Raw genomic sequence first — 10406 nt, forward strand, 5'->3', positions numbered from 1 at the left:
AACGACTTGCGCTGACAAGCTGAGCGGGACGTTCCGGTGACGTCGACGAGTTGTGCGAAGGGACCGGTCAAAGTGGTTTCGCAGGCAACTACCGCGAGTGGCGGTTCGATCGTCGCTGAGGGGTCCTGGGGGTCTTCTCAGCGATGCGCTCCGAACCGGCCCGCTCGGTGGAACGGCGCGGCGACGTGCCGCCCCGACCGGAGTTGACCCGGTGCGGACCACCCGTCAGCCGGTCACGGCCCGTGAGGACCGGGGTGTCCCCGGTGAAGCACGGGTCTGCCCGATCCTGAGGACGGTGCTCGACGCGCACGGCCGCGACCGGGCCGAGGTGAGGCTGGACCTGCTGGCCCGGCTCGCCGCCCCGGCGCACAACTAGTCCGGTGTCCGGCCGAAGGGCGTCGCCGCCCTCCGGGAGCGCCGCACAGCGCGGTGCGGCGCGACCGGCCCGGCGGAGTTTTCCGCCATGTCGCATTTCCGCCGGCCACGGGCCCCCGCTTTGACCGATGCTGGTGTCGTGCACGAAGACGCGGAACGTTGTGTCCGGGCCGTGCGGTCGAAAGACGCCCGGTTCGACGGGTGGTTCTTCACCGCCGTCCTGACCACCCGGATCTATTGTCGGCCGAGTTGTCCGGTGGCGCCGCCCAAGGTCGAGAACATGCGGTTCTACCCGAGCGCCGCGGCGGCGCAACAAGCGGGATTCCGGGCGTGCAAGAGGTGTCGGCCCGACGCGTCGCCCGGTTCGCCGTTGTGGAACCACCGCGCCGACTCGGTGGCGAAGGCGATGCGGTTGATCGCCGACGGCGTGGTGGACCGGGAAGGCGTGCCGGGGCTCGCCGTCCGCCTCGGCTACAGCGTGCGGCAGGTCGAACGGCTGCTGCTGGCCGAGCTCGGCGCGGGGCCGTTGGCGCTGGCCAGGGCGCAACGCGCGCAGACCGCCCGGCTGCTCATCGAGACGACCGCGTTGCCGATGGCGGAGGTCGCGCCGGCGGCCGGGTTCGCCAGCGTGCGGGCGTTCAACGAGACGGTGCGCGAGGTGTTCGCGCTGTCGCCGACCGACCTGCGCACCCGCAGGCGGCCCCCCGCGCCCGACACGCCGGGCGTGCTGTCGCTGCGGCTGCCGTTCCGCGCGCCGCTGCGGCCGGACAACCTGTTCGGCCACCTCGCCGCGACGGGCGTGCCGGGGGTGGAGGAGTGGCGTGACGGCGCGTACCGGCGGACGTTGCGGCTGCCGCGCGGGCACGGCGTGGTGTCGTTGACGCCGCAAGAGGACCACGTGGCGTGCAAGCTGGCGTTGAGCGACCTGCGCGACCTGTCGATCGCCATCGCCCGGTGCCGCCGGATGCTCGACCTCGACGCCGACCCGGTCGCGGTGGACGAGCAGCTGCGCTCGGACCCGCTGCTCGCGCCCGTGGTCGACGCGGGTCCGGGGCGGCGCGTGCCGGGCACCGTGGACGCCGCCGAGTTCGCGGTGCGCGCGGTGCTCGGGCAGCAGGTGTCCACGGCCGCCGCCCGCACGCACGCCGGTCGGCTGGTGCGCGCGGCGGGCGACCCGATCGCGGACGGCGGGTTGACGCACCTGTTCCCGACGTCGGAGGCGCTGGCGGCGCTGGACCCCGCCGTGCTGGCCGTGCCGCAGGCGCGCCGGACCGCGTTCCGCGCGCTGGTCGAGGCGTTGGCCGGCGGCACGCTGGACCTCGGCGTCGGCGCGGACTGGGCGAAGGCCCGCGCGGACCTGCTGGCGCTGCCCGGGTTCGGGCCGTGGACGGTCGAGGTGATCGCGATGCGCGCGCTCGGCGACCCGGACGCGTTCACCCCGACCGACCTCGGCATCCGCGTCGCCGCCCGTGCCCTCGGCCTGCCCGACACCCCCGCCGCCCTCGTGCGGCGAGCCCGGGCGTGGCGCCCTTGGCGGGCCTACGCCGTCCAGTACCTCTGGGCCACCGGTGACCACGCGGTCAACCGGCTGCCCGCCTGAAAGGACGTTCCACCGATGAGCCACACCACCGTCGACAGCCCCGTCGGACCGCTCACGCTGGTCGCGCACGACGGCGTGCTGTCGGGCCTTTACATGACCGAACAGCGGCACCGGCCGGCCGACGACGCGTTCGGCCCGGAGGACCCCTCGCCCTTCGGGGACGTGGTCGTGCAGCTGGCCGAGTACTTCGCTGGCACGCGCACGGTGTTCGACCTGCCGTTGGACCTGATCGGGACGCCGTTCCAGCGGACCGTGTGGCGGGCGTTGGCCGAGATCCCGTACGGCGAGACCGTGACGTACGGGGAACTGGCCCAGCGGCTCGGCCGGCCGTCGGCCGCGCGGGCGGTCGGGCTGGCCAACGGCCGCAACCCGATCGGGATCATCGTGCCGTGCCACCGGGTGGTCGGCGCGAACGGCGACCTCACCGGGTACGGCGGCGGGCTGGAGCGCAAGCGGCACCTGCTCGACTTCGAGCAGGGGTCAGACAGCTACCGGCTGCCGCTCTGACCTCCCGGTCCGCGGTCGGCGCTTCCGGGCGTCACCGCGTTCCAGCCACCACTCGGCCACCAGCAGCGGGATCACCCAGCCGAGCCACGCGGCCATCCCCGAGATCGCCTGCACCAGCGCGACCTCGCTGCCGCCGAACGTCGTGTCGAGCTGCGGCGAGAGCGTGATCGTGGCGACGGCGCCCCAGATCCGGTTGGTCATGATCGACGCGGTGAGCGCGAAGCTGCGGATCATCCACCGGCGGTGGTCGACGAACCGGCGTCGCCGGGCCATCCGGAACCCCGCGACGGTGAACGCCAGCCACAGCGAGCCCATCAGGACGTTGCCCGCCTGGTTGAGCGGCCCGAACGGCGACACCGCGCCGATGGCCAGCGCCGTCACCCCGGCCGGCAGCACACCGCCGAGCACGTAGACCCGGCCGACCCGCCGGTGCGCCACCGGGAACCGCTGCCGGAACCAGGGCCAGACCTGCACCACGCAGGTCAGGATCGCCACGGACCCGAACACCACGTGCGCCACCAGCACCGGGAAGTGCCACGGGTGCGCGGGCGGCTCCGGCACCCGCGACAACGCCGGGTCCAACGTCAAGTACGGCGGCAGCGAGAACGCCACGAACACCAACACCAAGAACGCGAACGGCGCCACCCAGGGCCGCCGGTACCACTTCGTCTTCCCCATGCCCGCACCCTCCCCACCCCCGCGCACCACTCCCGCACCAACCACGCACCACCGGCGTGTCGAACCTCCAGCGCCCGCGTGTCGAACCTTCAGGTCCCGCGTGTCGAACGCTCAGCGCCCGCGTGTCGAACCTCCAGGACCCCCGAGTTCAACGTTCCGGATGTGGAACTCGGGGGTCCTGAGCGTTCGACACGGTGGTCCTGAGTGTTCGACACGCGGGACCTGAGTGTTCGACACGCGCGGACGGAAAAGAAAGTTTGTCTTGACGAGGAGAGTTGTCGGTGGGAGGGTTGCGGCATGTTGGACGTGGCAGTGATCGAGGACCCGGCGGTGGCCGAGGTCTCGTTGGACCCGGTGCGGGCGAGGTTGTTGGCCGAACTGGCCGAGCCGAGCTCGGCGACCATGCTGGCGGCCAGGATCGGCCTGCCCCGGCAGAAGGTCAACTACCACCTGCGCACCCTGGAGCAGCACGGACTGGTGGAGCTGGCCGAGGAACGCCGCAAGGGCAACATGACCGAACGGGTCATGCGCGCCACCGCCGCGTCCTACGTCATCTCGCCCACGGCGCTCGCCGCCGTCCAGCCCGACCCCGGACGCGCGCCCGACCGCCTCTCGGCCCGCTGGCTCCTGGCCGTCGCCGCACGGCTGGTCCGCGACGTCGGCAACCTCCTCACCGGCGCCGCCAAGGCCGACAAGAAGGTCGCCACCTTCGCCCTGGACGGCGAGGTCCGCTTCGCCACCGCCGCCGACCGCGCGGCGTTCGCCGAAGAGCTGGCCACCGCCGTCACGACCCTGGTCGCCAAGTACCACGACGAAGCCGCCCCCGGCGGACGCGCGCACCGCGTCGTCGTCGCGGTCCACCCCAGCATCCCGAAGGAGTGACGATGGGGCACGCGTTCGAAGGCGTCAACGAGGTCGAGCTGGACGGCGTGACGCCAGAGCAGGTGTGGGAGGCCATCGCCACCGGCCCCGGCATCGACTCCTGGTTCATGGGCGCCAACGAGGTCGAGCCGGGCGCGGTCGTCCGGCAGGCGTTCGGCGAGTACGAGCCGACCCACCGGATCACCGCCTGGGAGCCCGGCAAGCACCTCGCCTACGGCGGCGAGGAGGAGCCCGACGGCCGGTTCGTCGCCTACGAGTTCCTGGTCGAGGGCCGCGAGCGGGGCAGCACCGTCCTGCGCATGGTCGCGAGCGGCTTCCTGCCCGGCGACGACTGGGAGGACGAGTTCGAGGCCATGACGGCGGGCGGCGAGATGTTCTGGCAGACCCTCGTCACCTACCTCCGCCACTTCGCCGGCCGCACGGCCCGACCTGTCACCGTCGTGGGGCCGCCCGTCGCGGACTGGCCCGCGACGTGGCAGCGCCTCGGCCGCAAGCTCGGCCTCGACCGCGCGCCGCAGACCGGTGACCGCGTCGACCTGGACGACGGCGTCGTCTACTTCGCCAACTCCCAGACCGTCGGCATCCGCACGGAGCACGCGATGTACCGCTTCTTCCGAGGACTGCCCGGCGCGCTCATCGCCATGCACCACGTGTTCGCCGACGACCACCGCGACGAGCGGACGTGGTCGACCTGGATGGGAGACCTGGCATGACCACCCTGCTGCACAACGACACCAGCAACGACACCGGCACCAGGACCACCAGGCTCCTGCTCGGCTGCGGCGTCCTGGCCGGCCCGCTCTACCTCGTCACCGGCTTCGCCCAGGCGTTCACCCGCGAGGGCTTCGACCTGACCCGCCACCCCTTCAGCTTCCTCTCCCTCGGCGACGGCGGGTGGCTCCAGATCGCGAACTTCGTCCTCACCGGACTGCTGTTCCTGGCCGCCGCGATCGGCGCGCACCGCACCGGCCGGGTCGGCCGCTGGGCGCCGGTCCTCCTCGGGGTCTTCGCGGTCGGCATGGTCGGCGGCGGCGTGTTCGTGGCCGACCCGGCGTTCGGCTTCCCGGCCGGCGCGCCGGCGGGCCAAGCGCCGGAGCTCTCCTGGCACGGCGTGCTGCACGGCGTGGCGTTCTTCATCGCGTTCCCCGCGCTGGTCGCGTCGTTCTTCGTGCTGGCGCGCAAGCTGACCGGGCCGTGGGGGCGGGCGAGCGTGGCCGCGGGCGTGCTGTCGCTCGCGCCGATGCCCTTCCTGGGCACGGGGTTCGGCACGGTCCTGCTGTACGGCGGGGCCGTCGTGGGTTGGTTGTGGGCGTCCGCCGTCGCGGCGAAGCTGCGTTCCGAGATCTGAAGGACCAGGCACATCATGGGACAGGTAGTTTCCAAGGACGGCACCGGGATCGCCTTCACGCGCACCGGGTCCGGCCCGGCGTTGATCATCGTGGACGGCGCGCTGTGCTACCGGGCCTTCGGCCCTTCGGCGGCGTTGGCCGAGGCGTTGTCCGAGCACTTCACCGTCTACACCTACGACCGGCGCGGCCGGGGCGAGAGCGGCGGCGGCACCGCGCCGCACGACGTCGGGCGCGAGGTCGAGGACATCGCCGCGCTGATCGAGGAGGCGGGCGGGTCGGCGCACCTGTTCGGCATGTCCTCCGGCGGCACGCTGGTCGCCGAGGCCGCGCACCGGGGCGTCGCCGCCGAGCGGATCGCGATCTACGAGTCGCCGATGATCGTCGACGGCACGCACGAGCCGATGCCCGAAGACCTGCCGGCCCGCGTGGCGGTCGCGGTCGCGGAAGGACGCCGGGGCGACGCGGTCAAGCTGTTCATGCGGTACGTCGGCACGCCGGGCCTCGTCGTCGCCGTCCTCCGGGTCATGCCGCCGTGGCAGAAGCTCAAGGGCGTCGCGCACACGTTGCCGAACGACTTCGCGCTGGTCGGCGAGTTCCAGCGGGGCACGCCGCCGCCCGCCGACCGGTGGTCCGGCGCGGAGGCGCCCGCGCTGGTGATCGCCGGTGGCAAGAGCCCGGAGTACATGCGCAACGCGCAGCGGCACCTGGCGTCGGCGCTGCCGCACGGCGAGCTGACCGTCCTGCCCGGGCAGACCCACATGGTCAAGCCCAAGGCGACGGTCCCGGTCCTCGTCGACTTCTTCACGGGCTGAGCACGCGCGGAACCGGGTGGTGGGCGAGGGCTTCCCCCGTCCACCACCGTCGCGCGCGACGGCTTCAGGGCTTGCGGCCCACCGCGCCCGCGATGCAGTAGCTCACCGAGTCGAGCTCCTTGAGCCGCGGCCCGTCCGGCCACCAGTCCGCGCAGATGACCAGCCCCGGCTCGACCAGCTCCAAGCCGTGGAACAGCTCGTGCATCTCGCGCCTGGTGATGAACCGCCCGCTGCCCATCGGCGAGTGCAGGAACGTGTCCTCCATGCGCCGCGCGATGGCGGAGTGCTCCTCGGTCTCCGGGTCGAGGAAGTGCGAGATCGCCACGTACGAGCCGGACGGCAGGGCGTCGATGTACTCGGCCATGATCTCGGCCGACGTTGGCGAGTCGCCGTTGTAGTGGTGCAGCGTGCCCATCTGGAACAGCGCGATCGGCTCGCTGAAGTCGATGTGCTTGCGCACGACCTCGTCGTTGAGGATCTCGCGCGGCTTGAAGATGTCGGCGGCCGAGAAGTGCGTCCGGTCGTTCTCCTCGAGCAGCGCGCGGCCGTGCGCCAGTACCACCGGGTCGTTGTCGACGTACACGACTCGGGCATCCGGGTTGATCCGCTGGGCCACCTGGTGGGTGTTCTCCGCGGTGGGCAGGCCGGAGCCGCAGTCGAGGAACTGGTTGATGCCCGTCTGGCTCGCGACGAACCGGGTGGCGCGGATCAGGAAGCTGCGGTTGTCCACCGCGAGGGTGGTCGCTTCGGGCGCGATCTGCTGCACGCGGCGCAGCACCTCGCGGTCGATCTCGTAGTTGTCCTTGCCGTTGAGGAAGGCGTCGTAGACCCTGGCGATGCTGGCCTTGGTGGTGTCGATGTAGACGGGGGCGGCGGCGTCCGAGGACGAACCCGGCATTGTGGTGACCTCGCATTACGGGGATGGGAGTGGTCTTGTGTGCACCGCGTCACAGTCCGGTCAGCGTAAGGGTATGGGCTCAACGCGTGAGTGAGCCTCGTGCATCTGACCGGGCAAGATCATGGGTGTACGTTCAGTGACGATGCGAGTCGGCCCTCCTCGGGCGCAACCGCTGTTCGGGTGGGACGGGCACGACGGGCGGGAGGATCGGCGATGGCGGCGGACGGATCCACGCCGGAGAGGGACAGCGGTCCCACCGCGTTGCGCATCGTGCTCGGCGCCCAGCTGCGCCGCCTGCGCGAGGCCGCCGAGATCACCCGGGCGGACGCGGGCTACGCCATCCGCGGCTCGGAGTCGAAGATCAGCCGGATGGAGCTCGGGCGCGTCGGCCTGAAAGAACGCGACGTGAACGACCTGCTGACCATGTACGGGGTCGACGACGCGGGCGAGCGGGCGAAGTTCATCGAGATGGTCCGCCGGTCCAACTCGCCGGGCTGGTGGCACCGCTACACCGACCTGATGCCCGACTGGTTCCACGACTACGTGGGCCTGGAGGAGGCGGCGGCGCGGATCCTGATCTACGAGACCCAGTTCGTGCCCGGCCTGCTGCAGACCGAGGACTACGCGACGGCCATCGCGAGCCACGGCCGGTCGGAGCTGGTGACGCCCGAGGTGCGGCGGCGGGTGTCGTTGCGGATGCAGCGGCAGAAGATCCTGGCCCGGCCGGGCGCCCCGAGAGTGTGGGCCGTGATCGACGAATCGGTGCTCTACCGCGCGATCGGCGGCCGCGAAGTCCTGATCAACCAGATCGAACACTTGCTCAGCGTGACCAAAAGCGGGCCCGTCACTCTCCAGATAGTGCCATTCCCGTTGGCCGGTTACGCGGCGAAGGGTCCCTTCGCGATGCTCCGGTTCGGTGAGCCCGACCTGCCGGACATCGTGTACCTCGAACACCTCGCCGGTGCCCTCTACCTGGACAAACTCGAAGAGCTGGAGATCTACAGCCGGGTCTTCGACCGCCTCACGGTGGACGCCGAGACGCCTGACCGGAGCCGACAAATGCTCGCAAAACGGCGGGCTGAGCTCTAGTTGTCGTCCGACCGGGTGGGATTCACGCTCCGCATCTGCACGTGCATTTACCCGTGCACCAGCCGGTGCTACGGTCCGTGCACAACCGGATGCACGTGCAGATGCATCTCTGGCTCGGAAGGTGAGTCGATGGCCACCAAGGTTCACAACGGCATGTCCGCGGCCGACCTGAACGGCGTCACGTGGACCAAGAGCTCCTACAGCGACGCGATCGGCAACTGCGTCGAGTTCGCCGTGATCGACGGCGGCGAGATCGCGATGCGCAACTCCCGGTTCCCCGAAGGCCCGGCCCTCGTGTACACGCGAGCGGAGATGGCCGCGTTCGTGGCCGGGGCCCGGGACGGGGAGTTCGATGACCTCGTCGACTGACCACCCCTCGCGGACGACGTTCCAGCTTCGCGAGTTGATCGCGCGGGGGTTCCAGTTCCTGCACCCGCGCGATGCCAGGGGAGAGTTGGCGGCGGTGGTCGGGGTTCGGGCGCACGACGCCGTGATCGACGTCGTCCGCCTGCACAACGAGGACGACGCGGTGGCGATGCGGATGCCCGCCGACGAGGTGAACGTGCTGTCGCCCAGCCGTTTCTCGTGGCGCCGTCGCGGTCCGGCCACGCACGTGCTCGAAGAGCTGCTCGACCTGCCCGACGAGGACGAGCGGACCGCGTGAAGACTTCCCGTCCACATCCGCGGTGGTGGACGGGACGAGAGGGGAGAGCCCTCTCACCGGCGAACCTGACCTGGAGACGCAGCGGGAGTCGACTCCGCGCCGGAAAGGGCGTCGACACCACGCTCGGAGCGCAACTCCGTGTTCGTCGCGATCGGTGCGGAGGTCGAGGTCGGCTTCGGCCTCCGCACCGACCACACCCGGCGGTTCACGGGCGGCGCAGGCCGCTCAGCACCACGTCCAGGCCGCGGCGGAACTCGACGTCCGGCGGGATCGTCCGCGCGGTGCCGGCGGTCTCGGCCAGGAGCGGGTACTCCTCGCCCATCCGGGACATCGCGTCGGTGCCCAGGCCCGACAGCGGGCTGCGGTGCTCGGTCTCGGTCGCGCCGATGAGGTAGCTCAGCAGCGCGCGCAGGGCGAAGACCCGCTGCTCGCCGGTGAACCCGGCCTCGGTCAGCACGCCCAGCACGGCCTCCGCCCAGCGCAGCAGGCTCGGGCACCGGTGCCGGTGCGCCATCGTGAGCGGCACGGCGTTGGGGTGTGCGGCGATCGCCGCGCGGACCCGTTCGACCAGGACCGCGAGCTGCTTGTCCCACAACGCCTTCGGCGGCACGGTGTCCACTCCGGACACCACCTGCTCGACCGCGAGCGCTTCCAGCTCGTCCCGGTCGGCGACGTACCGGTACAGCGACATCGTGCCCATGCCCAGCTCGGCGGCGACGGCGCGCATCGACAACGCCGCCAGCCCGTCCCGGTCGAGGACGGCGAGCGTGGCGGCGGCGAGCGCGGAGCTGGTCAACGACTTCGGGCGCGGCATGGCCTTGACAGCGTACAAGTTACGCGCATAACTTGGGTAGGCGTACAGCGCACGCTTACGTCGAGGGGGAGACGCCGTGAAGGTCAGCGCACGTGAGTGGGAAGCCGTGCTCGGTGGCACGGTGCGGGTGCCCGACCCGCGCAACCTGGTCCACCTGCAGTTCCGCCGCTTCGCCGGCTGCCCGGTGTGCAACCTGCACCTGCGGTCGATCGTGCAGCGGCACGACGAGATCACCGCGCACGGCGTCACGGAGGTGGTCGTGTTCCACTCCTCCGCGGCCGAGTTGCGACCGCACGCCGCCGACCTGCCGTTCGCCGTGGTCGGCGATCCGGAGAAGCGGCTGTACGTGGAGTTCGGCGTCGAGTCCGCGCCGCGTTCGGTGCTCGACCCCCGCGCGTGGGGCGCGATCGTGCGCGGCGTCGTGCGCGACCTCGGCCCGGTGCTGCGGGGTCGGCGTCCGCTGCCCAAGCCGGAGGGCGGGCGGCTCGGCCTGCCCGCCGACTTCCTCATCGCGCCGGACGGCGAGGTCGTCGCGGAGAAGCGTGGACAACACGCCTACGACCAGTGGTCGGTGGACGAACTGCTCACCCGTGCACAGGCGCTGACCAGCAAGAACTGAGTTGTCCACAGGCTTGTCCCCAGCTGTGGACGGATCGAACACCCGTTCGACCACCGACGCGGGCCCCCCCCCCCCCCCCGGGGGGGGGGGGGGGCCCCCGGGGCGGGGCGCCCGGGGGG

General features: G+C 71.7%; 14 protein-coding genes. 11 read left to right on the forward strand and 3 right to left on the reverse strand.

What is annotated here, in order from left to right; genetic code table 11:
- The first annotated feature begins 211 nt into the window (after positions 1–211).
- From LNK82_RS27425 to LNK82_RS27435, 3 genes are all read left to right on the forward strand, one after another.
- Complete coding sequence (locus LNK82_RS27425) at positions 212–376, forward strand: hypothetical protein (RefSeq protein ID WP_230569887.1); 165 nt, start codon at positions 212–214, stop codon at positions 374–376.
- Between the two features lie 138 nt (positions 377–514).
- Positions 515–1975 (forward strand): AlkA N-terminal domain-containing protein, encoded by a 1461-nt coding sequence (locus tag LNK82_RS27430; protein ID WP_230569888.1) that lies wholly within the window; start codon positions 515–517, stop codon positions 1973–1975.
- A gap of 15 nt (positions 1976–1990) precedes the next feature.
- The gene (locus LNK82_RS27435) at positions 1991–2482 is read left to right on the forward strand and encodes a methylated-DNA--[protein]-cysteine S-methyltransferase (RefSeq protein ID WP_230569889.1); all 492 of its coding nucleotides are present in this window, start codon (positions 1991–1993) and stop codon (positions 2480–2482) included.
- On the opposite strand, the gene LNK82_RS27440 is transcribed toward LNK82_RS27435, so the two are convergent.
- Entirely contained in the window at positions 2456–3160 is a 705-nt protein-coding gene (locus tag LNK82_RS27440; protein WP_230569890.1) for a DUF2306 domain-containing protein, read from the reverse strand. The two genes, LNK82_RS27435 and LNK82_RS27440, sit on opposite strands and share 27 nt — an antisense overlap.
- 297 nt (positions 3161–3457) lie before the next feature.
- Here LNK82_RS27440 and LNK82_RS27445 point away from each other — a divergent pair, with 297 nt between their 5' ends.
- The 4 genes from LNK82_RS27445 to LNK82_RS27460 are packed head-to-tail and all read left to right on the forward strand — an operon-like array spanning position 3458 to position 6203.
- On the forward strand, positions 3458–4042 hold the full coding sequence (locus tag LNK82_RS27445) for an ArsR/SmtB family transcription factor (protein WP_230569891.1): 585 nt from the start codon (positions 3458–3460) through the stop codon (positions 4040–4042).
- Between the two features lie 2 nt (positions 4043–4044).
- Positions 4045–4755, forward strand: coding sequence for an SRPBCC family protein (locus tag LNK82_RS27450; protein WP_230569892.1), 711 nt, complete (start codon positions 4045–4047; stop codon positions 4753–4755).
- Positions 4752–5390: a DUF998 domain-containing protein gene (locus tag LNK82_RS27455; protein WP_230569893.1), complete on the forward strand. Its 639-nt coding sequence runs from the start codon at positions 4752–4754 to the stop codon at positions 5388–5390. Before LNK82_RS27450 ends, LNK82_RS27455 begins: the two co-directional genes overlap by 4 nt.
- Before the next feature lie 15 nt (positions 5391–5405).
- The gene (locus LNK82_RS27460) at positions 5406–6203 is read left to right on the forward strand and encodes an alpha/beta fold hydrolase (RefSeq protein WP_230569894.1); all 798 of its coding nucleotides are present in this window, start codon (positions 5406–5408) and stop codon (positions 6201–6203) included.
- Between the two features lie 64 nt (positions 6204–6267).
- On the opposite strand, the gene LNK82_RS27465 is transcribed toward LNK82_RS27460, so the two are convergent.
- Positions 6268–7101, reverse strand: a complete 834-nt coding sequence (locus LNK82_RS27465; RefSeq protein ID WP_230569895.1) for an SAM-dependent methyltransferase — start codon at positions 7099–7101, stop codon at positions 6268–6270.
- Positions 7102–7314: 213 nt separating this feature from the next.
- Between LNK82_RS27465 and LNK82_RS27470 the strand changes: the two genes are divergently transcribed.
- From LNK82_RS27470 to LNK82_RS27480, 3 genes are all read left to right on the forward strand, one after another.
- Positions 7315–8190 carry a Sco1979 family transcriptional regulator gene (locus LNK82_RS27470; RefSeq protein ID WP_230569896.1) on the forward strand — a complete coding sequence of 292 codons (876 nt, stop codon included), beginning with the start codon at positions 7315–7317 and terminating at the stop codon, positions 8188–8190.
- 129 nt (positions 8191–8319) lie between these two features.
- A complete protein-coding gene (locus tag LNK82_RS27475) occupies positions 8320–8559 on the forward strand; it encodes a DUF397 domain-containing protein (RefSeq protein ID WP_230569897.1) in 240 nt (79 codons plus the stop codon).
- Positions 8543–8854 carry a hypothetical protein gene (locus LNK82_RS27480; protein WP_230569898.1) on the forward strand — a complete coding sequence of 104 codons (312 nt, stop codon included), beginning with the start codon at positions 8543–8545 and terminating at the stop codon, positions 8852–8854. Before LNK82_RS27475 ends, LNK82_RS27480 begins: the two co-directional genes overlap by 17 nt.
- A gap of 205 nt (positions 8855–9059) precedes the next feature.
- On the opposite strand, the gene LNK82_RS27485 is transcribed toward LNK82_RS27480, so the two are convergent.
- Entirely contained in the window at positions 9060–9668 is a 609-nt protein-coding gene (locus LNK82_RS27485; RefSeq protein ID WP_230569899.1) for a TetR/AcrR family transcriptional regulator C-terminal domain-containing protein, read from the reverse strand.
- A gap of 76 nt (positions 9669–9744) precedes the next feature.
- Between LNK82_RS27485 and LNK82_RS27490 the strand changes: the two genes are divergently transcribed.
- Positions 9745–10287, forward strand: a complete 543-nt coding sequence (locus LNK82_RS27490) for a peroxiredoxin-like family protein (RefSeq protein WP_230569900.1) — start codon at positions 9745–9747, stop codon at positions 10285–10287.
- Positions 10288–10406 lie beyond the last annotated feature (119 nt).

It is taken from the genome of Saccharothrix luteola (assembly GCF_020859565.1).
Taxonomy (GTDB): Bacteria; Actinomycetota; Actinomycetes; order Mycobacteriales; family Pseudonocardiaceae; genus Actinosynnema; species Actinosynnema luteola.

Coding starts and splice junctions, on each gene's coding strand:
- LNK82_RS27440 (WP_230569890.1), bottom strand. CDS start 3,160: ATGGGGAAGACGAAGTGGTACCGGCGGCCCTGGGTGGCGCCGTTCGCG.
- LNK82_RS27460 (WP_230569894.1), top strand. CDS start 5,406: ATGGGACAGGTAGTTTCCAAGGACGGCACCGGGATCGCCTTCACGCGC.
- LNK82_RS27475 (WP_230569897.1), top strand. CDS start 8,320: ATGGCCACCAAGGTTCACAACGGCATGTCCGCGGCCGACCTGAACGGC.
- LNK82_RS27480 (WP_230569898.1), top strand. CDS start 8,543: ATGACCTCGTCGACTGACCACCCCTCGCGGACGACGTTCCAGCTTCGC.
- LNK82_RS27455 (WP_230569893.1), top strand. CDS start 4,752: ATGACCACCCTGCTGCACAACGACACCAGCAACGACACCGGCACCAGG.
- LNK82_RS27450 (WP_230569892.1), top strand. CDS start 4,045: ATGGGGCACGCGTTCGAAGGCGTCAACGAGGTCGAGCTGGACGGCGTG.
- LNK82_RS27435 (WP_230569889.1), top strand. CDS start 1,991: ATGAGCCACACCACCGTCGACAGCCCCGTCGGACCGCTCACGCTGGTC.
- LNK82_RS27470 (WP_230569896.1), top strand. CDS start 7,315: ATGGCGGCGGACGGATCCACGCCGGAGAGGGACAGCGGTCCCACCGCG.
- LNK82_RS27485 (WP_230569899.1), bottom strand. CDS start 9,668: ATGCCGCGCCCGAAGTCGTTGACCAGCTCCGCGCTCGCCGCCGCCACG.
- LNK82_RS27445 (WP_230569891.1), top strand. CDS start 3,458: ATGTTGGACGTGGCAGTGATCGAGGACCCGGCGGTGGCCGAGGTCTCG.
- LNK82_RS27465 (WP_230569895.1), bottom strand. CDS start 7,101: ATGCCGGGTTCGTCCTCGGACGCCGCCGCCCCCGTCTACATCGACACC.